Raw genomic sequence first — 24,386 nt, 5'->3', positions numbered from 1 at the left:
ATGGACCCGATCAAAACCCGGCGTGACGGCGCCATTCTAGAGGTCACACTGGATCGACCGAAAGCCAATGCCATCGATCTGGCGACCAGCCGCATCATGGGAGATGTCTTTGCCGAGTTCCGCGATGACCCGGAACTGCGGGTTGCCATCCTGACCGGTGCAGGTGACAAATTCTTCTGCCCCGGTTGGGATCTGAAAGCCGCCGCGGATGGCGATGCGGTCGATGGTAATTACGGGGTTGGCGGGTTCGGCGGTCTGCAGGAATTGCGCGACCTGAACAAACCGGTGATTGCGGCCGTCAACGGTATTGCCTGTGGCGGCGGTCTTGAACTGGCGTTGTCTGCTGACATGATCCTTGCCGCAGAGCACGCCACCTTTGCCCTGCCCGAAATCCGTTCAGGCACGGTTGCAGACGCGGCCAGCGTCAAACTGCCCAAGCGCATCCCCTATCACATCGCAATGGAGCTGCTTCTCACAGGGCGCTGGTTCGACGCGGAGGAAGCCAATCGGTGGGGATTGGTGAACGAAATCATCGCCGCTGATCAACTGATCGACCGCGCGCGCGAGGTGGCCCGTCTTTTGGCCTCGGGTCCCCCACTGGTCTACGCGGCGATCAAGGAAATCGTCCGCGATGCCGAGGATGCCAAGTTCCAAGACACCATGAATCGCATCACCAAACGGCAGTTGCGCACGGTCGATGCACTGTATGCCAGCGAAGACCAGATGGAAGGGGCGCGCGCCTTTGCGGAAAAGCGCGACCCGGTCTGGAAAGGCAAGTAACCGATCAACGTTGCGGCGGAGTTAGCCACTGTGCCGACATGCCATAGTTGGTGCTTTTCAGTTCTTGTTTCGCAATGGCCTGCAAGTGCACCTCATCCGGCCCGTCGGCATAGCGCAAGGCCCGTGCCCAGGTAAAGCTATCGGCCAGTGGCGTATCGGGTGTCATCCCCATCGCGCCAAATACCTGCATCGCGCGGTCTGTGACGGCCGCGTGTACATTGGGTGCAACAACCTTGATCAGCGAAATCTCACGCCGCGCCGCTTTGGCGCCCACCTGATCTATTTTCCAGGCTGCCTGCAATGTCAGCAGACGGGCCTGTTCGATCTCAAGCCGCGATTTCGCGATCCATTCGCGGATCACGCCCTGTTCCGAGAGTTTCTTGCCAAAGGCCGTCCGCTCTTGCGCCCGTTCAACCATCAGCGACAGCGCCATTTCCGCCGCCCCGATCGAACGCATACAGTGATGAATGCGGCCCGGACCAAGCCGCGCCTGCGCCAAGGCAAAGCCGCTGCCTTCTCTGTCCAACAGATTCCCGGCGGGTACGCGTACGTCCTTGAACAACAGCTCGGCGTGACCCTCGGGGTCATGCATGTTCAGGATTGTTGGGTTGCGGATAATCTCAAGACCCGGCGTATCCCGTGGAACAATCACCATGCTTTGTTGCTTGTGACGGTCGGCGCTGGGATCGGTCTTGCCCATCACAATGAACATTTTGGTATTTGGATGGCAGGCATTGGTGATAAACCACTTGCGGCCATTGATAACGTACTCATCCCCCTCGCGCCGGATCGAGGTCGTGATATTAGTCGCGTCCGAGCTGGCCACATCGGGTTCCGTCATCGCAAAAGACGACCGAATTTCGCCGTTCAGCAGCGGCACCAACCAGTCTTCGCGCTGCTCGGGCGTTGCGAACATATGCAACAATTCCATGTTGCCAGTATCGGGGGCATTACAGTTGAACACTTCTGACGACCAGCTGACCTGACCCATCAGTTCCGCCAAAGGCGCATATTCAAGGTTGGTCAATCGCGTGCCGGGCTCATCATCGCGCAGCGCAGGCAAGAACAGGTTCCACAGCCCCTCGGACCGCGCCAAAGCCTTTAGTTCCTCCATGAAGGAAACGGGAAAGATGCCCGCTTCGATCTGTTCTTTGTGGTCGCGGATGCGCGGATAGATATGCGCTTCCATAAAACCTTTTAGCTGGTCGCGGATTTCCACGGCGCGCTGTGATGGGGCAAAATCCATGACGGTCCCTTTTCAGACTGGTGCAACAAGACGTTAGCTTGCCGGTACCCTAGCCGCGTCCCTTTTAATGTGAAATCGACTTATGCAATCTCGGACCAAAAAATTACATGGGATTACTGTGTCCGGAAAAACCCTTTGAGTTCCCTGGTTTTATTTCCGCAGTTTTTGAATGGGAGAGCCAAGCGAGTACTCAAAATCGCTTTTCAGGAAATCGTGTGTGGCACCCAGACGATCCGAACAAAGATCGCAAGAAAAAACAGCACGCTCCCCGTCAAAACGAACACATGCCAAATGGTGTTATGAAACGGCAGCCGCTCCAGCAAGTAGAACCCAACGCCCGCTGTATACACAACGCCACCCGCGATGATCAGCCAGATTACCATGGGTGAAAGCTCGGCCAGCATCGTTTGCCCGGCCCAGACAATCGCCCATCCCATCATCAGGTACAGAAACAAGCCAAACCACCGGAAACGGCTTGGGTCGATCAGCTTTAACACCGAACCGATCGTTGCCGAAGACCATAAACCGACCAACAGCCCCGGCGTCTGCCCTGCTGATAGCAGAACAAACGGAGTGTAGGTACCGGCAATCTTTACGTAGATGCCCGAGTGATCAAGGCGCCGCAACACATCAGACCACCGATCGCTTTCTACCATGTTATAAAGCGCCGAAAATGTCAGCATCATAACCAGTGTCGCGCCATAGATCGATACACCCAAAAGGGCCTCGGGTTCGACCCTGTGAAAGGCGGTGATCGTGATCAGAACCGGAACTGCCACAAGCGCCAAGGTCACGCCAAGAATATGCACTACACCGTCGCTGACACGCTCTGCGCGGGTATAGGCCGGACGGATGTCTGTGAAACGCCACATACGTTAAAGGTAGGCCTGGAGACCGACGCGGGCAAGTTCAACGCGGGTGAATACAGGAAATCAGATTTTTTACCTGCTTGGTCAAACTCGACTGTCTGGACCAGTTTCTTTTCCAGAGCAGTGCACAAATCCGGTCCCCGATTGCCCAGATCATCGAAGTTAGCGTGCGAATTGCCGGGAGAGATATACTTGAAACGCTCTATCCGCAGGCGTGACATAGCAGGATCGTTCAGCCAGACGCCACCTAGAGCGCCTTCCAGCTATCTTCCTTCAGGCTGAAAGGAGAAAACTCGAGGAACTCGGCGCGGAACGGAAGTGCGTCATAGATGCGCAGCCCATGGTCCAGATGAAACCGCCAGCCCCTGTTTGCACCTTTGAAGCCCGCGATATCGGGGTGGCCATCGGCCAAAACCTCTACAGTGCCAGTCAGCATCAGGGTATCTCCGGTCTGATAGTCCGAAAACAGCAGACCGGCCTTAGGGTTCAACAGAAAATTGCCCAGAGTATTGAAAAAGTTGTTGCCGGCAAAGTCCGGCACCAGCAAGCTGTTGCCCTCAACCTTGACGAACCCGGCCCGTCCACCCCGGTGCGAGACATCAACGCCTGCCTGATCCGGCGTGTTTGCGTGGCTTGCGACGTAGAACGCATTACTCTCTGCGATCGCGTCCCGCGCCCGTGCATCCAATTCAACAAAGCGGTCGTTTGCAGGACGGGCTATGACGGCCTTTGGATCGCGGACGAACGAAACGTCATGCGTTTGAATGTATTTCGGGCAATTTCCAAAAGACTGCACCACATCCAGCGAAAACCCATGATCCCCAACCGCACCCACGGTTGCAGTGGCTCGGTTGCGACGGCGTGTGGACAACTCAATCCCAAGAACACCGATGGGTGCTCCGGCCTGTAATGCAGTGTTGAGCGGGTCGTCCGCCAAGGGTCGCGCATCAATGTCCAGACGTCGGTCATGCGGCGTCTGTATGAACCCCGGACGGCCCGAGATCATTGACGCCCAAGGCCAGCCATCGGCGTCGACGCTGCCCAAGACAAGAAAGGGAAGCTTGCCGAAGAACTCTCGATGCTGGTCAGGCATGAATGGACGGATGAACTTGCGCCCGAATTCCTCGGTCCTGTCACGCCTTCCAATGCGAGACTGCATCTCACGCTCGCCGGCATGAAAAGGCGATGTCATTTCAGTGGCTTGATCGTTCATGGCAGACCTCGTGTGTTGTGGGATTGAAGGCCAGTCGCGGGTGCGACTGACCTATGGCGTAGTGGGATCAGGCTGCGTTCAAGCCAACTGCGGTGCTTGGCATGGGGACAAATCCATCCAGCGCCTCGACATTGGCCAGCAGACGACGCACATTCGCATAAGGCTCAAGCGAGATGCCACCCTCGGGCGCGTGTGCTGTGTAGCTGTAGATTGCGACATCCGCGATGGATGGCGCATCGCCGACCAGCCAGTCGCGCCCCTCCAAGTGGTCATCCAGCTTTTTCAGAACATTAGCCGCAGTGGCATGGGTAAACTCCATGTTCAAAGGTGCGTTGAACACGTTGATCAAACGCGCGGCGGCCGGGCCAAAGGCTATCTCACCCGCAGCCAGGGTCAGGAATTTCTGCACCTCGGCTTCACTGGCAGGATCAGAAGGCAGGTAGGAAGGTGCGTATTTTCGTGCCAGGTAGACCAGAATGGCGTTGCTGTCGCTTACAACCACGTCGCCGTCTTGCAAAACGGGCACCTGACCCGCCGGGTTGAGCGTCAAGAACGGCTCGCGCTTGTGCTCACCACCCGCAAGATCAACGTCGATAACGTCGTGTTTAATCCCGGCAAGGTTGGCGAACAGACGCACCCGGTGCGAGTGACCGGACAGAGGGAAGCTGTGAATACGGATCGTTTCGGACATCTGGAAACTCTTTCTCTGATTTAGGGGTTAGGCTGTTGATCAGCATCTGTGCCCCAGACATAGTTTGCTTTCACTTGGGCGATAATATATCAATTTGGTGAATTACTATGAACGTGGTGTAGATAATGGATACGATTCAGGGCATGCGAGCCTTTGCGGCGGTGGCAGCACATTCGTCTTTCACCGAAGCCGCAAAACAGATCGGTATAAGCACTAAATTGACCAGCAAATATGTTGGTCAGTTGGAAGATCGATTGAATGCCCAGCTTTTCAACCGAACCACGCGAAGCGTCACCCTGACCGACACTGGGCGATCTTACTACGAACGCTGCCTGCCTCTGCTAGAGCAGTTTGATGAACTGGAGAGCCTTGTCCAGCAACGCCAGACAGAATTGGCAGGGCGCATACGGGTCACTGCGCCGACTGGCTTTGGTTCGGCTGAATTGATCCATCTGCTGAAACCTTTCCAGACCGAGCATCCAAAGGTCTCGATTGAACTGCACCTGTCAGATCATCATGTTTCGATGGTTGAGGAAGGCTTCGATCTGGCCATTCGGTTCGGCGTTTTGAGGGATTCGAACCTTGTGGCACGCAAGCTGACGGACATGCGGATTGTATGCTGCGTATCACCCGAATACCTGGCAGTGCACGGAACACCTAAAGAACCGGCCGCTTTGGCAACCCATAATTGCCTGCTTCAGACCACCGGTAGCTTTTCTGACCATTGGGCGTTCAAAGCAAAAGGCCGAGAATACTCTGTCCCGGTTTCGGGCAATTTCCGCGCAAACTCACCGCGTGCTGTTGCTCATATGGCTGCGGATGGGCTGGGGATCGGGCGGATTCCGCTTTATACGGCGCAGTCCTTTTTGGACACAGGAAAACTGCAACTTCTGTTCGAAGAGCAAGAGGCTTTATCGCTGGGCCTTTATGCGGCCTACCCGCAAAACCGCCACCTGACCGCACGTATTCGTGCGTTGATCGACCATCTTGCGGCGCAGTTTCGCGGGGTTTGAAAACGGCGTTTCGATTGCAACCCTTCGCATCGGTACTCAAATCGCACCGTAGGCAGACATTTTCACCAAGCAGTTCACCTGCGTGTCTGTTTCAGAGCGGAAAATGTCGCAAGTATTTCAGCGCCGGATTGGGCTTGAAATAACTTACGGCCACGAGGTGCCGCCATTTGATTCTCAGGTGGCGGAGAATTGGGAAGCCGGTGCAAATCCGGCACTGCCCCCGCAACGGTAACGAAGGTCAGGCTCAGCAATCAACCACTGGGAGGAGGATCCCGGGAAGGTGCTGAAACCGGGCGCAAGCCCCTTCCAAGTCCGGAAACCAGCCTCGCTGATATGTCAAACTGAGGGTGGCGGTGGGGGCACGGGTTTCGGACGCGATCCTCACGCGCCTCCGGACTGGTCCCTCTTGTCATCTGCCCAAGCAATGCCGCGGGGCGCGGCAGGAGAGCCAGAAGTGAACAGAATTCAAAGCCTGTTGGCGCGTCGAAATCCGGCATATGCCCTGGAACAGGCATTCTACACCGACCCCGAGGTTTTTCAGACCGACCTTGAAACAATCCATTACCGCGACTGGCTGTTTGCCATTCCCGCATGTGAATTGGTCAAAGCAGGCGACTATGTCACCTATAACGTCGGTGCCTATCGCGTGATCATCGTGCGCGGTGCAGACAATCAAATCCGGGCGTTTCATAACACGTGCCGTCATCGCGGATCGGTGATCTGCAAAGCGTCCAAGGGCAATGCGCCCAAGCTGGTTTGCCCCTACCACCAGTGGACTTATGAACTTGACGGCTCTTTGCTGTGGGCGCGGGACATGGGTGCTGATTTCGACCCCAAGCAGCACGGTTTAAAGACAGTGCACTGCCGCGAGCTGGCTGGTCTGGTCTATATTTGCCTGGCAGAGGACGCGCCGGACTTTGATACATTCGCCAATATCGCAGAGGCCTATCTCGAGCCTCATGACCTGGGCAATGCCAAGGTCGCTTTCGAAAGCTCTATAATCGAGAACGGGAACTGGAAGCTGGTTTGGGAGAACAATCGTGAGTGTTACCACTGCGGAGGGAACCACCCTGCGCTGTGCCGCACTTTCCCCGATGATCCGACCGTAACCGGCATCGAAGGGGGCGCTCTGCCAGCGCATTTGCGAACCCATTTCGACCGCTGCGAAGCCGCAGGGCTGCCGTCACAATTTTACCTGCACGAGGATGGGCAGTACCGTTTGGCCCGGATGCCCCTTAAGGAAGGGGCCCAAAGTTACACGATGGATGGCAAATCCGCCGTGCGCCGCTGGTTGGGCCGATCACCCTTTGCTGATGCGGGATCGTTGTTGAAATTCCATTATCCAACCACGTGGAACCATTTTCTGGCGGACCATTCCATCGTTTTCCGCGTAACGCCGATCAGCCCCACGGAAACCGAAGTCACGACGAAATGGCTTGTCCACAAGGATGCCGTCGAAGGCGTGGACTATGACCTGAAACGCCTGACCGAAGTTTGGGAAGCGACCAACGATGAAGACCGCCGAGTGGTTGAGGATAACCAGCAGGGTATCAACAGTCCGGCCTATGTGCCCGGACCCTATTCTGCGATACAGGAATCCGGCGTTTTGCAGTTTGTCGATTGGTATTGCGCAACTCTTACGCGCCGATTGCTCCCTGACGCTGTGGCTGCGGAGTGACGGTTATGGACGTTGTGACCTCGGCAGCAGCCGTCTGGCAGGACAGCGAAAGTTTGGAATGCGTCTCGGTCGTGCCCGAAATGCCAAATACTGCCAGCTTTACATTTCGAGCCCCTTCTGGTGCCCTTTTCAGCTACGAGCCCGGGCAATTCCTGACGTTGGAAATTCCGGCACCGGGTCAACCGGGCGGCGTTGTGCATCGCACCTATACAATCTCTTCTTCGCCTTCACGACCCAGATCAATCACGATTACGGCCAAGGCGCAGTCCGACAGCATCGGCACGCGCTGGATGCTGGACAACCTGCAACCAGGCATGCGCATCAAAGCCATTGGCCCGGCAGGTTTGTTTACGAATGCCAAGAGTTCCTCTGGCAAATACCTGTTCATCTCGGCCGGTTCAGGCATCACACCCTTGATGTCGATGACAACCTGTATGTGGGATGAAGGGCGCGCGCTGGACGTTGTGTTCATCAATTGCGCCAAACGGCCGTCAGAAATTATCTTTCGCCAGCGGTTAGAGCAAATGGCCAGCCGGACGCATGGACTGAACTTAAAATTTGTCGTCGAGGAACCCGACCCGTACCGCCCCTGGACCGGGTATCAAGGCCAGTTTAACCAGCTGATGCTGGGCCTTATGGCGCCGGACTATCTGGACCGCGAGGTGTATTGCTGCGGCCCCGAGCCCTTTATGCAAGCTGTGCGCGATGCGCTGGCCGGTCTGGGCTATGACATGGAAAACTACCACCAAGAGAGTTTTGGCGCACCCGTAGAGACCGAAGCGCAGCAACCGGAACTTGATGATGTTGTTCCCGACGACGACACCAGTGCCGAAATTCTTTTCGCAAGCTCAGGCGTCACGGCGAAAGTGGCCGAAACCGATACAGTTCTGGCGGCTGCAAGGTCTGTTGGTCTGAACATCCCATCAGGCTGTACGTTCGGTGTGTGTGGAACTTGCAAGGTCAAGAAGCTTAGGGGTGACGTCCACATGGTCCATAATGGCGGCATTTCTGAAGACGACATCGAGGCCGGGTATATCTTGGCCTGCTGCTCGAACCCGATGGGGAAGGTCGAGGTCGACGTCTGATACGCAAATTGGCGCGGCGTTATGAAACGCCCTGCCACTTGGAACTGCACAAGATTTTCATGATGCGAGCGGGCAGATGCGGTCGCAACAGATCACGTGCGCAATAATATTACCGACATAAAATTGCTGTGCTACACTCGTCTGGGACAGGAATGGGATGGCGGCGATGACAGCAGTGGCGATGACGACGATCCGAGGTTGGGGGCCCTTGCCCGACTTGGTTCGCGCCATGGCAAGCGACCGCGCGCTTGTTCGTATTCTCAGGCATCACGACATTCCGCTCAGTGTGCTGGACGCTCCGCATCGTCGCATTCCGTTGGTCAAGATGCAGCGGATTTTCGAAGCCGCAGCGCGCGAGACGGGCGATCCCAACCTTGGCCGGCGGATTGGGGACAGCATGTCCGTTGTCGACTATGGCGATTGGGGTGCTTACGCAGCCGGGGCGAGTGACCTGCTGGACGGGTTGAACAGGGTTTGCGGAACAATTTGGGCTCATGAAAGCGGAAGCCGTATGTTCCTGTCCGAGCGGGAAGATCACGTTGTCTGGAGCTACGCCACGGGGTTTGAAACCGCTGAGACTACACGCCAGTTCTCTGACCACCTTCTCAAGCCAATGCTGGATTTTGTGCGCGCCTTTCTCGGTGGCACCTGGATGCCCGACTGGCTTGAGGTCGGGTATTCGGCACCTCAGCGAAAAATGGATGGTGAGGCGTTGCTTGATGTACCGATCCAGTATGAGCAGCTGAGTTTTGGACTGCCCATTAAGCGCGCAGATTTGTGCAAGCCTATGCAAATAGCGCAGAGCCTGCCAAGCCCGCTTACGTCAATTGATCTTCTCAAACATGCGCCGCGAGGCGATGGTGACGGTCTCAGACCAATTCTCGAAACAGTCGATCTTTGTCTCTTGGATGGTGTGACGGACCTTGACGCGGTGGCACGCTGTCTCGATCTTGGCCCACGAACCTTACAACGCCATCTGACACGGCACGGCGTTACCTTCCGCGAAATGTTGCAAGAAGCGCGCCAGCGTCGAGCGGCGGCACTCCTTCTGGAAACGCGCCGCACAGTCAAGGCGATTGCGACCGATCTTGGCTATGGCGAGGCTGAAAACTTTACGCGTGCCTTCAGAAACTGGCACGGAGTCTCACCCACCGAATTCAGGTCTGCGGCGAACAGCGCCCATGATCCACTGCGCCGTGACGTGTCGAATGTCGCAAAATGACAGGCCTTTTTTCTGTGTGCTGCCTTGTCGGGAAGTAAATTGTTTCGGCGGAGCGCCGCTTTATTGGCTTCGGTAGGCCCGATGCCCCCGGCTTTTCGTCTTGTTTGACCGGAGGAGAATAACGAAATGACAACTCGTCGAGATTTCATTAAGTCGGCCCCGGCGCTTGGAGCCGCGTTTGCGGTGGCGCCCGCCATGTTAAGCGAAGACGGCATCGCGCGGGCGCAGGGTGCGGCCCCGCTACCGGATCATTTCCATCCGAAAGGCAAGGCTCCGTCCGAACACACGCTTCGGGTACTTGCCGAAGCGCGTGAGACGCTGCCCTTCTCCGATACGCGCGATTTCGACGAGCAGGCCCGCGGTTTGATAGCAGAGATGCCAGAAAAGCAGATCATGGCGGATGCCGGGCATGTGGCCTGGGACAAGTCCCGGTTTGACTTCCTGAACGAGGACACTGAATGGGACAGCATCCATCCGTCAATGCTGCGCCAGGCGCGTCTCAATCAGGACTACGGTCTGTACGAGGTGCTTGAAGGCCAGATCTACCAGGTACGTGGCTTTGATCTTTCGCAGATTTCCTTTGTGCGCGGCGAAACCGGCTGGATTTGCTTTGATCCGTTGATTTCGGCAGAAGTCGCGCGCGCCGCTTGGGAATTCTTTCAGGAACACCGAGGCGAGGGGCGGCCGCTAACCGCGGTGATTTATTCTCATTCACACACTGATCATTGGGGGGGCGTGCGTGGTATCGTCGACGAGGCCGATGTCCGCGCAGGAAAGGTTGAGATCATCGCCCCGCGCGACTTCATGGAATATACGATTTCCGAAAATGTCTATGCCGGGAACGCAATGAATCGGCGTCTATCCTTCCAATATGGTCAGGTCTTGCCCGTGGCGCCACACGGCTTCGTCACCCAGGGTCTTGGTCAGGGCGTGTCTGCTGGCGTCGTCGGCCTGATCGCACCCACGAAGATCGTGAATGAGGACATTGAGTATCTTGAAGTCGACGGTGTTCGGATGGTTTTCCAGAACACGCCGAACACTGAGGCACCGTCCGAGATGAACACTTACATCCCCGAGATGCAGGCGCTGTGGATGGCGGAGAACGTCGTATCCTCACTCCACAACATATACACGCTGCGCGGTGCACCGGTGCGTGACCCCTTGCGCTGGTCCAAGTACATCGCCCGCGCGCTGCATCTGTTCGGAACCGAGGCAGAGGTGCTTTTTGCGTCCCACCACTGGCCGCGCTGGGGCAATGACCGCGTACAAGAGGTGCTGCGCGCGCAACGCGACCTTTATGCCCATATGAATAACCAGGTGCTGCATTACGCGAACCAGGGCGTGACCATAAATCAGGTTCACGAGGTGTATAAACCCTCAGAGGGCCTTAAACAAACGTGGCATACCCGGGGATATCACGGGTCGCCGCAACACAACTCTCGGGGTGTGATACAACGCTATCTCGGGTTCTGGGATTGCAATCCGACGACGCTGATCCCTCACACGCCGTCGGACAGCGCACCTTTATATGTCGAGATGATGGGCGGCGCTGATGCGATACTAGCCAAGGCCGCAGAGCTGCACGAGGCCGGAGATTATCGCCTTGCAACTGAAATTCTTGACAAACTTGTACATGCCGAACCCGACAACCAAGAGGCCAAGGATGCGCTTGCGGACGCATTCGAACAGCTTGGCTACCAGCAAGAAAACCCGGGCTTGCGCAACAGCTTCCTAGCGGGTGCCTATGAGCTGCGCTCGGGCATTCCCGGTGGCGAAAGGGCAAGCACGTCGGGGCCCGACGTCATCCGCGCCATGACCACTGAGATGTTCCTCAACTTTCTTGGTATTCGAATGGACAGTCGCAAGGCCGAGGGGATGGAATTCACTATCAACATCGTCACACCGGACAATGGCGAAAAGTTCATTCTCGAATTATCCAATGCCACGCTGACTAATATCGAGGGTTTCCTTGCCGACAACCCGGATCTCAGTCTCGTGGTCAACCGTGCAGATCTTGAGCGTGTGATGACTGGTGAAGCAGAGTTCGAAGCGCTGATCGGCGATGGCACGGTGCAGGTCGAGGGCGACGTCGCGATACTCGGCCAGCTTGCTGAGACCATGGTGGACTTTGACCCCTTGTTCGAAGTGCTACCTGGAACAGCGGTTGAGCATGAAATTCAGCAGGCCAACGCCTATGAGGCTGTACCTGGCGCAACCATTCCTGAATAGCGGACGCAATTTGCTAAACAGGTTGCTCCTGTCCGCAATGGCGGGCAGGTTACAACTGCTGAATGGCGGGTAGCTAGGCGAGAGAAACGATTAGGACGTGCGGTCTTCGCCGTAATTGCGTGACTTTGACATTTTGCCAATCCCCGGGTTGAACGAATTGGTCGGATCGCACCGTTTGTAATGTGCCGCCAGATCAGGCTTGGCCTCGTACAGGTGGCCAACATTATGTTCTGCCGGGTATTCCGCTCCGCGTTCATCCAGAATTTTCAGCATAGCAGCCTTGATCTTTTTAGGGTCACATCCCTTTCTGACGATATAGTCCTGATGCATCACATGGCACATCAGGTGGCCGTAGTAGACTTTGCCCAAAAGCTGATCCGTGATCTCGGCGGGCAGAGTTTCGAACCAGTCACGGTCATTGCGGCGCAGCGCGATATCCAGCGCCAGGATCTCTTCGACCTCAGCTGCATGAACATGGCCATACCGCACGGCGGCACCAGCGGCGGCGAACCGATGCAATCCAGCAATCTTGGCTTCGCGCGGCGTGCAGGTGACAAACTTTGCACCGCGGTTTTCGAAGAAGTTGGGCAGAAACTCAGCTGCCTCTTCGATACCGCCATCGTGCATTTTCAGGATGAGATGGTGTTCGTACTTGTCACGAAACTCATGCAGGAATTTCGGCAGATGCTCGGGCCATAGACGCGAGGCAATCTGCATGAACTTGTCCGTGAACCCTCGGGTCAAGGCGAACTTGTTCAGGCGCGAATCCACCGCGCCCTTCAATGCAAAAAACATCGGAAGCCTGTCGGTTCCCAGCTTGTCGATCATCACCAGCGTGTCCTTGCCGTATTTCGCGGCAATGTCGAAACACTCGCGGTGTACGTATTCGGCCGAAACCGGCAAGGTTGCGAAGTTTTTCAGGATGTGACGCCGCAGTTCCGTCAGGTCAGCGGGGTCGTTTGTTCCGATGTAGAAAACCTGCTCGCGGTCATAGGTCGGGAATGTGTCAAGCCGGACCGCGAAAACTGCCAGCTTGCCCGCGCAGCCGGACGCCTCAAACAACAGGCGATCATCGTTGTTATAGCGCGAAGGTGTATCCGCATCGACATCTCGCAAGATCGTGGTGTAATCCGGGTCCGAGGCATTGCGGCCCTCGGGCGTGGGGGCGTTCTTATCGAAATCTCCAGCTTCAAGCCGCGTCAGGATTTCCTCGGGAGAGTTGCCCAGATCCAGACCCAGATGGTTCACAAGCGTCAGTTCGCCATCTGCGGTGATCTTGGCAAAAAGGGACAGCTCGGTATAGCTGGGGCCGCGCTCGCATAGCGAGCCGCCCGAGTTGTTGCAGACCCCGCCCAGGATCGAAGCGCCAATGCTGGACGAACCGATCACGGAATGGGGTGTTCGCCCCAGTGGGCGCAGCTGCTTTTCCAGCTCAAACAGCGACGCGCCCGGAAAACTAAGCACCTGCTGCCCGCCTTGCAAAAGGTGCAAAGCACTCATTCGGCTCACATTGATTAAAACAACGTCGCGGTCATAACCGCCTTTGGGTGTGGACCCTTCTGTCAGGCCGGTATTTGAGGCTTGCATGATGACGATCTTGTCGGCTGCGACACAGGCCTGCAGCACCTTCCACTGTTCCAGCAGGCTGCCGGGTTGAACGACACACAGCGCCTGACCCTCGCCCGAGCGAAAGCCGCGTCGGAACCGCTCTGTCGCGCGCTCTCCGGTCAGGAGGTGGCGCGATCCGACGATCGAGCGAAAGAGTTTGATCAATGCGTCATTGGTCATTTCGGCCCTTGCCTCTGACTATGTTGTTCGAAAGCGGATATTCTCGCGGCTCAGTTGGTCCACGCTGGTGACGCCCACAAGTTTCATGTCGCGTTCAATCTCGGCACGCATCAGACCCAAGGCCCGCTCTACCCCCGCCTGCCCTGCCGCAGCCAAAGGATAAAGATAATGCCGCCCAACGCCAACTGCTTTGGCCCCAAGCGACAGTGCTTTCAGAACATGCGTTCCGCGTTGCACACCGCTGTCCATCATCACGTCCAGCTTGTCACCGACCGCGCCCACGATCTCGGACAGTTGATCAAAAGGCGTGCGTGACCCGTCAAGCTGACGGCCACCGTGGTTTGACAGGATGATACCGGTGCACCCAATCTCGGCTGCACGCTTGGCATCCTCTGCGGTCATAATCCCTTTCAGGCAGAACTGCCCGTCCCAGTCGCGCACCATCTGGGCCACATCATCCCAGTTCATCGACGGGTCCAGCATATCGGTGAAATACCCACCGATCGAGCTTGCACCGCCGCCCATATCCACGTGTTCTTCCAACTGCGGAAGGCGGAATTTCTCATGCGTTACGTAATTGATCCCCCACATCGGCTTGATCGCAAACTGGATCATGCCGCCCAGCGTCAGACGGAACGGGATCGAGAAGCCGGTGCGCAGGTCACGCTCGCGATTGCCGCCGGTGATGCTGTCCACGGTCAGCATCATCACCTCGACGCCCGCCTCTTTGGCACGCTGCATCATGGCGGCGTTCAGACCCCGATCTTTGTGGAAATAGAACTGATAGACCTGCGGATTCTTGTGTTTCTTCCGCAACTCTTCCAGCGATACGGTGCCCAGCGAGGACACACCAAACATGGTGCCGTATTTCTCGGCGGCTGCCGCTACAGCGCGTTCACCCTGATGGTGGAACAGGCGTTGCAATGCAGTGGGCGAACAATACACCGGCATATCCAGCTTTTGCCCCATCACAGTGACAGACATGTCGACGTCCGAAACCCCGCGCAAGACCGAAGGTAACAGATCACAACGCTCAAACGCGATGGTGTTTTCGCGGTATGTCACCTCATCATCCGCGCCACCGTCAATATAGTTGAAAATCGGCCCCGGCAGCCGCTGCTTGGCCAGTCGCCGAAAGTCATGGAAGTTATGGCATTGGCTCAGACGCATATTTCACGCTCCGTAGCAGGCGATCAAAAGCAGCCAGCTGGCAAGGAGTGATCTGACAAGGACCAACACCCAACCGGCCAACCGCGGCAACACCAAGGGTATGACGCGTTTTTGGACATGCATCAACTTGATCCGGGCTTGGTAAACGCATTTCAGCACTAGCAGCACCAGGTAATCTGGCGATGCATCAGATGTGAACTGAGGCCATAAAGAGCTGAGAAAACAATTGGCTCGGCATGTCTCAATTGCATCGTAAATTATCGAAATATAAGCGTGATTTGACAAACCACCGCTACAGAGTAGGCTGGACCAACCAGGTATGTCGTACGATTGAAGTTGTTATGCGCCTCTTTAGAGGCTTGGGTGAATAAATGAATCGCATTGAACTTGCGGAGGTCGCGTCCCGCGAATGGGATGTGGTCGTTGTCGGCAGCAGTTTTGCTGCAATGTTTTTTGCACATGCTTTGCCGCCGGATTTGGACATTCTTGTAATTGAAAAAGGTGCGTTTCGTTCTCACGAAGCGCAGCTTCGGGATGGCTGGGGCGTCAGGGAAAGCATCACTCAACGCAATACGTCGGGCTTTGAAAAAAAATGGCTGAGTTTCACGGCCTTCGGTGGAAACTCCAACTACTGGCAGGGGGACACGCCCCGGTTTCACCCAGATGATTTCAAGATGAATTCATTGTTCGGCGTCGGGATGGACTGGCCATTCGGCTACGAGGAACTGACCCCGTATTATGAGTGGGCGGAATCCTTGATGGAGGTCGCAGGAGGCAAATCAGATCACATCATCCCGCGCGACACACCTTTTCCTTTCCCACCGCATCAGATGTCACGTGCCGACAAGGTTCTGCGGGAACACAGCCCTTGGTGGGTTCCGCTGCCGACCGCACGCTCGAACGGCGGAACACGGCCAAACTGTTGCGCCAACGGCGTGTGCAGCATTTGCCCGGCAGGGGCAAAATTCACCATCCTGAACGGCTTTGATCAGCTTGCCCATCCTCGGGCCAGCTATGTGCTGGAAACAGAGTTCCGAGAGTTGGTGATTGAAGGGGGTCGGGCAACACATGGCATCTTGCGAGGACCAAACGAGCAAGAGATCAAAGTCAAAGGCAGCGTGTTCGCGCTGGGGGCCAATGCCATTTTCAACACCTCCATTCTGCTGCGGTCCGGCGTGACATCAGCGGCGCTGGGGCGGTATCTGCATGAGGAAGCCTCGCAGACTGTGATCGTCGATACGGCCACGATCAAAAACTACTTTGGCGGCACCTCTGAAACCAGCCACGGATATCATTTCTATCACGACACCGACCGTTCAAACGCCGCCGCTGTGCTGATCGAAAGCACGAACGCAACGCCCAACATTCGTGAAGAAGTCGGCAAATGGACCAACAGGCTGGTTCTGACCCTTGCGGCCGAGGATCTGCCTCTTGCCGAGAACAGGGTTCTTCTTGAAAATGACGTTCCGGTAATCGAGTGGACGGGACATCATCCTTATGCATACAAGGGGTTGCAGCGCGCGCTGGAGGGTCTACCAGGCATCATTCCAGACGATCTTGACGGTATGACGGTCAGCGGCATCTTGCCCAGCCAGGCCCACATCCAGGGCACGCACCGCATGAGCACCGATCCTGCCGAAGGGGTGGTGGATGAATATCTGAGGCTACACGAGGTTCCGAATGTTTTTGCTTTGGGGTCGGGGGCGTTTCCGACCTGCTCGCCGGCGAATCCGACCCTGACCTTGTCGGCTTTATCCTTACGCGCGGCGGAGGTGGTACGATGATGATCTCAAGACGTAGCGCATTGCTTGGGGGTGTGTGTCTGGCAACGGTGATCGGCGGGCTTCGGTTTGCCCTGCAGCCCGGCGCGATCAAAGCCCATGCGCAAGAGGTTATCACGCGTGTTTATGGCCCGGACGTCGCGGAGAAACCCGCAGCGCAGGAATTCACAAGCGCCTATGAGAGCTTTCTGATCAACAAGGGTATGCCCGGCCACGTGGTCAACGCAGTTTTCAATCTGAAGGGTGGGCATCTTCCCTATGTTGAAGACGAAACGGTGAAACTGGACAGAAGTATTGTTGTCAAATTCGCGACCTCAACCAATGTCGTTCTTTCGACCGAGACCGGCTCTGATCTGGAGTTTTTCGGGATTTTCCACCCTTTCATAAATAGCTGCATCAACCAATTGTCCCATAATGGGCTGGCCTGGGCGGACTCGATCGCACAGGCCGAGTGAATTCGGTTTTCACCTTTCCGATGGCGCCAAACATACCGGGAGTCTGAGCGGCGAACCATTATCTGCTGATCCTTACAATCGATGTATTCTGGAGCGTACTCGTTCAGCCGCCGACCCAAAAGCGTTGTACTTCTTTCTCGCACAGGGTTGATCTCTGGGACACGGGAACGGTTGTTGTATTGGACCGTGAAGCTGACTGCACCGCTAATTGAGTTTCACCCTTGCGGGCTGGATTCCGCATCGCGCAATACTTCCACTTGGTGCAAGTCCCACGTCCTGCAGCACTACTTTGATTGAGACCGCGGTCCAAAAACCCACCTCCCAAATGCGTTTGCTGACGTCCCGCAACGCCAGTTCACGAGTGATTGTCAGTACGGGGTTCTACGGCCGCAATACTTTCTTGGGCGTAGGCGGATGAAAGTGATGGCAAGGAAACTTTACAAGCCTAAACTGCAAGAGAATTTTAGCCTCACACCCTACGCGCCAGCACTGAGTGGACGGAAGTGCCGAAGGCTAAAAACGGTCGGCTGAAGCGTTTTTCCAATCTGTTGCAAAGGCGTCCGGGGCGCAGTCGGATAGCAAAACACCTTTATCGATCAACGTATAGAGCTCAGCATAGGACCGTTCTGTTTCATCGGCCGTGCGACGGTGGATATCGCCTGGATGCAGGTCCGAGACCCTTTCCTTACCCATGGCGCCCAGCAGTTCTCGAAAGCTCTCTAAAGTTGCGTCATGATAACGGTGCACCCGCTTGCGCTTTTGGGGCACATTCACCGCCCTGCCCCGGATCGGATCTTGCGTCGCAACACCTGACGGGCAACGATTGGTATTGCAATGCAGTGCCTGAATGCAGCCCACCGCAAACATCATGGCACGCGCGGCATTGCACATATCGGCGCCAAGCGCGAATTTCTCAACCATATCATATCCGGTCGCCACTTTGCCTGAACAGATGATCCGGATCTTGTCGCGCAGACCGACGCCGCGCAGGCAATTGTTGACGAAGATCAACGCCTCGTTCAGCGGCATGCCAAGTCGGTTGGTGAACTCAACCGGCGCTGCCCCGGTCCCGCCTTCCGCACCATCAACAGTGATAAAATCGGGTAGGATTCCGGTTTCCAGCATTGCCTTGCAGATCGCCATAAACTCGGACCGGCGGCCAATGCACAGCTTGAACCCGACAGGCTTTCCGTCCGACATTTCGCGCAGGTGCTGGACAAAATGCATCAGACCCATTGGGCCTTCGAAGGCTGAGTGGGTGGGCGGCGAGATAACATCCTGGTGCACGGGGACACCGCGAATTACAGCGATTTCCTCATCAACCTTGGCGGCAGGCAGTACCCCGCCATGAGAGGGTTTCGCGCCTTGTGAAAGTTTGATCTCGATCGCTTTCACAACGTCTTTTTTCGCCTTTTCGGCGAATTTATCCTTATCGAACCCGCCGTCTGGCGTGCGGCATCCAAAGTAACCGGTGCCAATCTGCCAAATGATATCACCACCCTCGGCCAAATGATGGGGCGACAGACCACCCTCGCCCGTATTGTGGGCAAAACCGCCATCCTTCGCACCGCCGTTCAACGCACGGATAGCGTTTGCGCTGAGCGCGCCAAAACTCATGGCTGAAACGTTCAGGCGCGAAGCGTTGTAAGGTTTGCTGCATTGCGGACCACCAAGCATGACACGCTCTTCGCTTTCGGGCACATCTTTGGGCGCTAGCGAGTGGGCGGCACGGTGATATCCCACAGACAGAATATCGTATTGCGTACCGAAGGCTTGTGTGTCCACCTGCCCCTTGGCGCGGGCGTAAACGAGGCTGCGCACAATCCTGTTATAGGGGCGGCCGCTTTCGTTGGTTTCTACGAAATACTGGCGGATTTCTGGGCTGACAAATTCCAGCATGTAACGGAAGTGACCCAACACAGGATAATTGTTCAGCACGTTGTGCTTGGTGGTAAGCATGTCATACATGCCAACGATGGCGTAAGGAATGAGAACAACCAAAAGCCAATGGGCGGGCGGCCAGTAAAACCCCAGCAGCAAGGTCAGCGGCAGACAAACGAAACTTAGAAAATAGTAGAGTCTGCGTACAACCATGTTTTGCTCTCCCAAAGTGTCGGCGGATTGGCTTGTGACAAAAGTGGATCAAATCGGCTTTTAATTGCAAGCATTTGTGAGCGGTATCGTGCGATTGGGCGGGCTTTCGATACGGCCACGGGATGTGACCAGTGTTGATCAGCCAATCGACAATATGTATGCAAAATCAATGACGACATCGGGCAGGATGATTGACCGTGACAAAGACCTCAGCCACCGCCCGGACCACGGCCATCATGTTCGCCGCCGTCTTTGTAGGTGGAGCAATAGGATCGCTGCTACGCGAAGCGTTCTCGGCGCAGATTCCCGGCGCTCCGATCCTGACGGCGACATTTGGTATCAATGTTGTGGCCTGCTTCATCCTGGGATGGCTTTATGCGGTTCGAAACCGCGTACACGCGCATGTCCTGCATCTTGGGGCCGTCGGGTTCTGTGGCGGGATGTCCACGTTTTCGTCCTTTGTGGCTGAACTGGAACGCTTGGCCACCTCGAACCTTTGGGGCGCTGTATCGGCTGCAGGGTTGGAGATTGCGATCGGACTCGCTGCTGCGATCCTTGGTGAAGCTTTGGGGCGACGACTGCACGAACCGCGGGCAAGTGAATGAGCCAATTTTACCTTCACGTCATGTTTGGACTAGGTGGCGGTCTTGGCGCAGTGCTGCGTCATTGGATTGCGTTGCGGGTCCGGCACGACCTGCCTTTTGCGACCCTGATTGTAAATGTAGTGGGCAGCCTTCTTCTGGGGCTTTGGGTCGGGTATTTGGGCGGGCCCGGTGACATAGGCGAAGAAGAAAAGCGGCTGGTCTTTGGTTTTTGCGGCGGGTTCACAACGTTCTCAAGCTTTGCATACCAGTCGCTTGAACTTCGGCGTCAGCGCACAATCGCGATGGCCGCAGGGAACATCTTGCTTAGCCTTGGTTTGTGCTGGTTTGCATTTTGGATGGGCCTGGTCCTGATAGGTTAGTGCGTCAGAAAACGCGCGCGATTTGGCATTTGGAAACGTGTCGAGAACTGGAAGCAGCCGCGATGTGAAAGACGTGATCGCCCACGCTGATCAGCTTTGTTACATTGGGTAAGTATGCATTCGAACCGCAAGATTTCCCATGATCCAGACGGTACCCAGTATGATGATCAGCAGGACAAGCGTCGAGAATAGGATCAGATCTAGGTCTTCCCGGCTGCTTCGGCGACGGTCAATGTGCAGGAAGTAAACCAGTTGCACGACCAGCTGCGCCAAGCCCAGCACCGCGATTGCAAGGTAGGCGCCAATTGTCTTTATCCCGAACGTATAGGCGATCGTAAAAACTGCCCCCGTCAGCAAAAGAGAGCCACCATATCCGATCACATAGCGCCGCCGCTCGCGCCGGTGCATCTCGCTGCGCTTATCCATAGGCTAGACCTCCGAAGTAAACGATGGTGATGATGCCGATCCAGATCAGGTCGAGGAAATGCCAGAACAATGCAAGCCGCACGACGCGCGACATCACAAGGTCCGTCAAACCAAAGACCCGCAGCTGAATGCCAAGAACGATAAGCCACAGGCACCCGGCAGCAACGTGCAACCCGTGCAAGGGAACCAAACCATAAAAAGCGGACAGAAACCCGCTGCGCTGGGGGATGCCTCCTTTTTCGGCCATGTCCATGAAATCGCGGATTTCCAGCACCAAAAAGCAAATTCCCAACACCAGAGTGACGCTGAACCAGAATACGATCCGCCACCGGGGCAGGTTGTACTTCAGCGCTAGCATCGCCAGCCCCACGGTCAGGCTGCTGGTCAGCAGGATCAGGGTTTGGGCAAAAATGCTCGTCATGTTGAACAGATCATGTGGGCCGGGCCCGCCAGCCTGCGCGTCGATCATTGTGATGTAGATCGCGAACATCAGCCCGAAATAGACCAGATCGCTCATCAGAAAGACCCAGAAGCCGAAGGTGACGACTTCGCTAGCCTTGTCGGCACTGGCATGACGTCGCCCAAGGTTCAGGCCCGGATAGCTATGGGTTGGGGCACGCTTCATGTCACCGCCTTCAGATCAGGCCGGGCGAGACCGCGGTTTTCCGGGGCGGTTTCATGATCGCGATCAACAGGTGCAGCAGTGTTCACCAAATCCAGCCAGGCCTCGTGCTGTTTGCGAACCTCTGCGGCGGGAATGACTTCTTCTATATCCAGCCGGAAAGTCCATAAGATGAAGGATAGAAGCATAAGCGCTGTCACCAACGCGGCCAGCCACCAAATCCACCAGACCAGAGCAAACATCCAAACACCGCTGAGCACGCACAGGATGAATCCTATCCCGGTGTTGCGCGGCATCGAGATATCCTCGTATTCGTCCGGCCTTGGGTAGGCATCGCCCCGTTCCTTGGCGGCGGCGAAATTGTCCCGGTCCGTGACCTGAGGAATGATGGCGAAATTGTAGGGCGGAGGCGGTGCCGGGATCGACCATTCCAAGGTGCGTGCATCCCAGGGATCGCCAACGGGTACTTGGGTTTTCTCGCGGTCGCGGATACTAATCAACAATTGCACAATCACCGACAGCAACGCGGACAGGATCACCAGCGCACCGATGACGGCGACAATCATATAGGGATGAAAGCTGAGGTCTTCCCAGCTGAACGACCGGCGCGGCATTCCCATCAGGCCCACAAAATACAGCGGCAGGAAGGTCAGCATGAAACCGACGGTCCACAACACAACACTGATCCGGCCCCAGACCTCGTTCAGACGGAAACCAAACGCCTTGGGGAACCAGTAATTGTATCCCGCCAGCAGACCAAACAGCACGCCGGGCAACAGGACGTTGTGGAAATGCGCCACTAGGAACAGCGTGTTGTGCACTTGGTAATCCACCGTCGGATTGGCGAGGATCACACCCGACAACCCGCCGATGACGAACAGCATCAGAAAGGCCAGACCATAGAGCATCGGCACCGAAAACCGGATGCGGCCGCGGTACAGGGTCGCCATCCAGTCATAGACCTTAACGCCTGTGGGGATGGCGATCAGCATGGTGGCAATGCCAAACACCGCGTTGATCAGCGCACTTTGGCCCATGGTAAAGAAATGGTGCAGCCAGACGGTAAATGACAGAATGGCGATGCACATGGTGGCGATGACTAACGAGTTGTAGCCGTACAGTCGCTTGGCCGAAAACGTGGCAAAAACCTCGGAAAAAATACCATAGGCAGGCAGGACAAGCAGGTATACCTCGGGGTGGCCGAACAACCAGAACAGGTTGGCATAATTCATCATGTTACCGCCCAGGTCATTGGTGAAAAAATGAAAGTCCAGATACCTGTCCGCAGCCAGCATCAGCGCCGCCACACCAAGCGGCGGCATGGCAAAGACGATCAGGATCGAGCTGCTGATGATCGTCCAGCAATAGATAGGCAGCCTCATGAACGTCATTCCGGGTGCGCGCAGTTTATAAATCGTAACCGCAAAGTTGATCCCGGTCAGCGTGGTTCCGATGCCGGAAACGACGATGGCCCAAATCCAATAGTCCGGACCCACTCCCGGGTTGAATGCCGCGCCCGTGTAAGGCGGATAGGCCGTCCAGCCACCGGTTGAGAAATGCCCCACGACCAACGACACCATAAGCATCATGCCAGCCGATACCGTGAGGCCAAGGCTGATCTGGTTCATCACTGGAAAGGCTACATCCCGCGCACCGATCATCAGTGGGATCAGAAAATTCGCGATGCCAAAGACAAAGGGAACAGCGACAAAGAAAATCATGATGGTGCCGTGCGTGCTGAACAACTCGGCGAAGTGTTCGGCCTCAAGGAAACCCTCGCCCGGTCCTGCCGCCTGTTGGGCACGCATGACAACGCCCTCCAGCACGCCACGTGCCAGCATGACGATGGCGAAGACGATATACATGATCCCGATTTTCTTATGGTCTGCGCTGGTCAGCCAGTTGCGCCACAATGGTCCCCATAATCGGAACCAGGTCAGCAACCCGACGACTGCGACAACCCCAACAATCACAACGCCTGCGGCTGCGTTTGCCACGATCTCATTGGCATTGGGTTCTTTCATTAACCCTGCAATCGGGAAAGAGTCCCAAGTCAGGCGGCCAAAGAAACCGGTTTCGGTCATTGCGCACCCTTCTTGCCAAACTGAGCGGTGCCCGGTTGCTGATCAACCGGCAGCGGCTGCCCTCCGTGATAGCGGTGAAGGATGGACTGGAATAGATCACCATCCTCAAGCGTGAAGTATAGCGCACGCTCTGGCATTTTTGCGGTCCCAAGTGCGGCTTGCACTTCATCCCGGTCGGTGCGCATGGCAAGGGTCCGATAGGTTTCGTCGGTAAGGGGGATACCATTGGCACGGACCCCTTCGACCCAGGCATCGAACTCTTTGGGTTGCATCGCAAAGGTCTGAAACTTCTGCTTGGTAAACCCGCGCCCGCTATATTGCGTGTTTTCGCCCTGCATCGTCTTGGGTGTGTCCGCAACCAGATGCAATTTTGTTGTCATTCCCGGCATGGCGTAGATCTGACCGGCCAAGGCGGGGATCATAAAGGACTGCATCACCGTATCCGTGGTCAACGTCATCGCGACCTGTTGTTTGACCGGGATGCCCAGCTCACCAACACTGGCAATGCCAAGATCCGGGTAGATGAACAGCCATTTCCAATCCAGACCGACGACTTGAACAGTCAAAGCTGGTGTTTCACCAAAACCGCTTGAGTATGGGTCTAAGCGGTGCGTGGCCTTCCATAAGTAGAACGACAAGAGCGCCACGATTACGACCGGGACACCCCACATTACAAATTCCAGCTTGGCCGAGAAGTCCCACTTTGGCCTGTACTGTGCAGACCCGCCCCGACGCCGCCGATATCGCAGAGCAATCAGTGGCACCAGAACCAGCACCGGGATCACTGCAATCAGGATGAGGGCGGTCGCCCGCAGCAAATGCGTTTTCTGGGCCGCAGCAATCGGCCCTTGAGGGTCCAAGAAACTGTCACTGGCCCAAGAAACTTGCCCTGAGACGACCACAAAAGCAATCGCAGCCGGTCCTGCCCATAGCAGTGCTGAAGGTTTGAGTATGGCCACGCTTGTTCATCCTCTTA

The 24,386-nt window shown here is 56.2% G+C and carries 21 protein-coding genes and 1 riboswitch; of the genes, 10 read left to right on the top strand and 11 right to left on the bottom strand.

The window, feature by feature from the left end; genetic code table 11:
* Complete coding sequence (locus tag ACXAET_RS16390) at nt 1-780, top strand: carnitinyl-CoA dehydratase (RefSeq protein ID WP_475187536.1); 780 nt, start codon at nt 1-3, stop codon at nt 778-780.
* A 4-nt stretch (nt 781-784) separates the two neighbouring features.
* Here the strand turns inward: ACXAET_RS16390 and ACXAET_RS16385 are convergent, their stop codons facing one another.
* The 4 genes from ACXAET_RS16385 to ACXAET_RS16370 form a co-directional block, all read right to left on the bottom strand.
* On the bottom strand, nt 785-2,026 hold the full coding sequence (locus ACXAET_RS16385; protein ID WP_475187533.1) for an acyl-CoA dehydrogenase family protein: 1,242 nt from the start codon (nt 2,024-2,026) through the stop codon (nt 785-787).
* A 203-nt stretch (nt 2,027-2,229) separates the two neighbouring features.
* Complete coding sequence (gene trhA / locus ACXAET_RS16380; RefSeq protein ID WP_475187531.1) at nt 2,230-2,898, bottom strand: PAQR family membrane homeostasis protein TrhA; 669 nt, start codon at nt 2,896-2,898, stop codon at nt 2,230-2,232.
* A gap of 244 nt (nt 2,899-3,142) precedes the next feature.
* Entirely contained in the window at nt 3,143-4,108 is a 966-nt protein-coding gene (locus ACXAET_RS16375; RefSeq protein WP_475187529.1) for a pyridoxamine 5'-phosphate oxidase family protein, read from the bottom strand.
* A gap of 67 nt (nt 4,109-4,175) precedes the next feature.
* A complete protein-coding gene (locus ACXAET_RS16370; protein WP_475187527.1) occupies nt 4,176-4,799 on the bottom strand; it encodes a glutathione S-transferase family protein in 624 nt (207 codons plus the stop codon).
* Nucleotides 4,800-4,924: 125 nt separating this feature from the next.
* Between ACXAET_RS16370 and ACXAET_RS16365 the strand changes: the two genes are divergently transcribed.
* From ACXAET_RS16365 to ACXAET_RS16345, 5 genes are all read left to right on the top strand, one after another.
* On the top strand, nt 4,925-5,812 hold the full coding sequence (locus tag ACXAET_RS16365) for a LysR family transcriptional regulator (protein ID WP_475187526.1): 888 nt from the start codon (nt 4,925-4,927) through the stop codon (nt 5,810-5,812).
* A 138-nt stretch (nt 5,813-5,950) separates the two neighbouring features.
* Nucleotides 5,951-6,154: riboswitch (cobalamin riboswitch) on the top strand.
* An 82-nt stretch (nt 6,155-6,236) separates the two neighbouring features.
* Nucleotides 6,237-7,490 carry an aromatic ring-hydroxylating oxygenase subunit alpha gene (locus ACXAET_RS16360; RefSeq protein ID WP_475188404.1) on the top strand — a complete coding sequence of 418 codons (1,254 nt, stop codon included), beginning with the start codon at nt 6,237-6,239 and terminating at the stop codon, nt 7,488-7,490.
* A gap of 5 nt (nt 7,491-7,495) precedes the next feature.
* Nucleotides 7,496-8,575, top strand: a complete 1,080-nt coding sequence (locus ACXAET_RS16355; RefSeq protein WP_475187524.1) for an FAD-binding oxidoreductase — start codon at nt 7,496-7,498, stop codon at nt 8,573-8,575.
* A gap of 157 nt (nt 8,576-8,732) precedes the next feature.
* Nucleotides 8,733-9,797 (top strand): helix-turn-helix domain-containing protein, encoded by a 1,065-nt coding sequence (locus ACXAET_RS16350; RefSeq protein WP_475187522.1) that lies wholly within the window; start codon nt 8,733-8,735, stop codon nt 9,795-9,797.
* Nucleotides 9,798-9,923: 126 nt separating this feature from the next.
* Nucleotides 9,924-12,026: an alkyl/aryl-sulfatase gene (locus ACXAET_RS16345; RefSeq protein WP_475187519.1), complete on the top strand. Its 2,103-nt coding sequence runs from the start codon at nt 9,924-9,926 to the stop codon at nt 12,024-12,026.
* A 90-nt stretch (nt 12,027-12,116) separates the two neighbouring features.
* Here ACXAET_RS16345 and dld read toward each other — a convergent pair whose 3' ends face one another.
* Both dld and ACXAET_RS16335 read right to left on the bottom strand, forming a co-directional pair.
* Nucleotides 12,117-13,814 carry a D-lactate dehydrogenase gene (dld, locus tag ACXAET_RS16340; protein WP_475187516.1) on the bottom strand — a complete coding sequence of 566 codons (1,698 nt, stop codon included), beginning with the start codon at nt 13,812-13,814 and terminating at the stop codon, nt 12,117-12,119.
* 18 nt (nt 13,815-13,832) lie between these two features.
* Nucleotides 13,833-14,984 carry an alpha-hydroxy acid oxidase gene (locus tag ACXAET_RS16335; protein WP_475187515.1) on the bottom strand — a complete coding sequence of 384 codons (1,152 nt, stop codon included), beginning with the start codon at nt 14,982-14,984 and terminating at the stop codon, nt 13,833-13,835.
* Nucleotides 14,985-15,355: 371 nt separating this feature from the next.
* On the opposite strand from ACXAET_RS16335, the gene ACXAET_RS16330 reads away from it, so the two are divergent.
* A complete protein-coding gene (locus ACXAET_RS16330) occupies nt 15,356-16,768 on the top strand; it encodes a GMC oxidoreductase (protein ID WP_475187513.1) in 1,413 nt (470 codons plus the stop codon).
* Nucleotides 16,765-17,220: a hypothetical protein gene (locus ACXAET_RS16325; protein WP_475187512.1), complete on the top strand. Its 456-nt coding sequence runs from the start codon at nt 16,765-16,767 to the stop codon at nt 17,218-17,220. The genes ACXAET_RS16330 and ACXAET_RS16325 overlap by 4 nt, the downstream gene beginning before the upstream one ends.
* A gap of 513 nt (nt 17,221-17,733) precedes the next feature.
* Here the strand turns inward: ACXAET_RS16325 and ACXAET_RS16320 are convergent.
* The gene (locus ACXAET_RS16320; protein ID WP_475187509.1) at nt 17,734-19,314 is read right to left on the bottom strand and encodes an FMN-binding glutamate synthase family protein; all 1,581 of its coding nucleotides are present in this window, start codon (nt 19,312-19,314) and stop codon (nt 17,734-17,736) included.
* 197 nt (nt 19,315-19,511) lie between these two features.
* Here ACXAET_RS16320 and ACXAET_RS16315 point away from each other — a divergent pair, with 197 nt between their 5' ends.
* Together ACXAET_RS16315 and ACXAET_RS16310 are read left to right on the top strand one after the other, a co-directional pair.
* Nucleotides 19,512-19,919: a fluoride efflux transporter FluC gene (locus ACXAET_RS16315; protein WP_475187508.1), complete on the top strand. Its 408-nt coding sequence runs from the start codon at nt 19,512-19,514 to the stop codon at nt 19,917-19,919.
* Nucleotides 19,916-20,278 carry a fluoride efflux transporter FluC gene (locus ACXAET_RS16310; RefSeq protein ID WP_475187506.1) on the top strand — a complete coding sequence of 121 codons (363 nt, stop codon included), beginning with the start codon at nt 19,916-19,918 and terminating at the stop codon, nt 20,276-20,278. Before ACXAET_RS16315 ends, ACXAET_RS16310 begins: the two co-directional genes overlap by 4 nt.
* A gap of 99 nt (nt 20,279-20,377) precedes the next feature.
* Here the strand turns inward: ACXAET_RS16310 and ACXAET_RS16305 are convergent, their stop codons facing one another.
* The 4 genes from ACXAET_RS16305 to ACXAET_RS16290 are packed head-to-tail and all read right to left on the bottom strand — an operon-like array spanning nt 20,378 to nt 24,369.
* Entirely contained in the window at nt 20,378-20,704 is a 327-nt protein-coding gene (locus ACXAET_RS16305; protein WP_475187504.1) for a cytochrome o ubiquinol oxidase subunit IV, read from the bottom strand.
* Entirely contained in the window at nt 20,697-21,329 is a 633-nt protein-coding gene (locus ACXAET_RS16300) for a cytochrome c oxidase subunit 3 (RefSeq protein ID WP_475187502.1), read from the bottom strand. Before ACXAET_RS16300 ends, ACXAET_RS16305 begins: the two co-directional genes overlap by 8 nt.
* Nucleotides 21,326-23,410: a cbb3-type cytochrome c oxidase subunit I gene (locus ACXAET_RS16295; protein WP_475187501.1), complete on the bottom strand. Its 2,085-nt coding sequence runs from the start codon at nt 23,408-23,410 to the stop codon at nt 21,326-21,328. The genes ACXAET_RS16300 and ACXAET_RS16295 overlap by 4 nt, the downstream gene beginning before the upstream one ends.
* Complete coding sequence (locus ACXAET_RS16290; protein ID WP_475187500.1) at nt 23,407-24,369, bottom strand: cytochrome ubiquinol oxidase subunit II; 963 nt, start codon at nt 24,367-24,369, stop codon at nt 23,407-23,409. The genes ACXAET_RS16295 and ACXAET_RS16290 overlap by 4 nt, the downstream gene beginning before the upstream one ends.
* Nucleotides 24,370-24,386 lie beyond the last annotated feature (17 nt).

Source organism: Ruegeria sp. AWH4_226 (assembly GCF_056159225.1).
The sequence above is the reverse complement of the archived record's forward strand: the minus strand, read 5'-3'. Positions and strand labels throughout refer to the sequence as shown.

Bases quoted from the DNA above. Each gene is read 5' to 3' on its own strand.
- ACXAET_RS16390 (WP_475187536.1), top strand. From the start codon at position 1: ATGGACCCGATCAAAACCCGGCGTGACGGCGCCATTCTAGAGGTCACA.
- ACXAET_RS16385 (WP_475187533.1), bottom strand. From the start codon at position 2,026: ATGGATTTTGCCCCATCACAGCGCGCCGTGGAAATCCGCGACCAGCTA.
- trhA (WP_475187531.1), bottom strand. From the start codon at position 2,898: ATGTGGCGTTTCACAGACATCCGTCCGGCCTATACCCGCGCAGAGCGT.
- ACXAET_RS16375 (WP_475187529.1), bottom strand. From the start codon at position 4,108: ATGAACGATCAAGCCACTGAAATGACATCGCCTTTTCATGCCGGCGAG.
- ACXAET_RS16370 (WP_475187527.1), bottom strand. From the start codon at position 4,799: ATGTCCGAAACGATCCGTATTCACAGCTTCCCTCTGTCCGGTCACTCG.
- ACXAET_RS16365 (WP_475187526.1), top strand. From the start codon at position 4,925: ATGGATACGATTCAGGGCATGCGAGCCTTTGCGGCGGTGGCAGCACAT.
- ACXAET_RS16360 (WP_475188404.1), top strand. From the start codon at position 6,237: ATGCCGCGGGGCGCGGCAGGAGAGCCAGAAGTGAACAGAATTCAAAGC.
- ACXAET_RS16355 (WP_475187524.1), top strand. From the start codon at position 7,496: ATGGACGTTGTGACCTCGGCAGCAGCCGTCTGGCAGGACAGCGAAAGT.
- ACXAET_RS16350 (WP_475187522.1), top strand. From the start codon at position 8,733: ATGGCGGCGATGACAGCAGTGGCGATGACGACGATCCGAGGTTGGGGG.
- ACXAET_RS16345 (WP_475187519.1), top strand. From the start codon at position 9,924: ATGACAACTCGTCGAGATTTCATTAAGTCGGCCCCGGCGCTTGGAGCC.
- dld (WP_475187516.1), bottom strand. From the start codon at position 13,814: ATGACCAATGACGCATTGATCAAACTCTTTCGCTCGATCGTCGGATCG.
- ACXAET_RS16335 (WP_475187515.1), bottom strand. From the start codon at position 14,984: ATGCGTCTGAGCCAATGCCATAACTTCCATGACTTTCGGCGACTGGCC.
- ACXAET_RS16330 (WP_475187513.1), top strand. From the start codon at position 15,356: ATGAATCGCATTGAACTTGCGGAGGTCGCGTCCCGCGAATGGGATGTG.
- ACXAET_RS16325 (WP_475187512.1), top strand. From the start codon at position 16,765: ATGATGATCTCAAGACGTAGCGCATTGCTTGGGGGTGTGTGTCTGGCA.
- ACXAET_RS16320 (WP_475187509.1), bottom strand. From the start codon at position 19,314: ATGGTTGTACGCAGACTCTACTATTTTCTAAGTTTCGTTTGTCTGCCG.
- ACXAET_RS16310 (WP_475187506.1), top strand. From the start codon at position 19,916: ATGAGCCAATTTTACCTTCACGTCATGTTTGGACTAGGTGGCGGTCTT.
- ACXAET_RS16305 (WP_475187504.1), bottom strand. From the start codon at position 20,704: ATGGATAAGCGCAGCGAGATGCACCGGCGCGAGCGGCGGCGCTATGTG.
- ACXAET_RS16300 (WP_475187502.1), bottom strand. From the start codon at position 21,329: ATGAAGCGTGCCCCAACCCATAGCTATCCGGGCCTGAACCTTGGGCGA.
- ACXAET_RS16295 (WP_475187501.1), bottom strand. From the start codon at position 23,410: ATGACCGAAACCGGTTTCTTTGGCCGCCTGACTTGGGACTCTTTCCCG.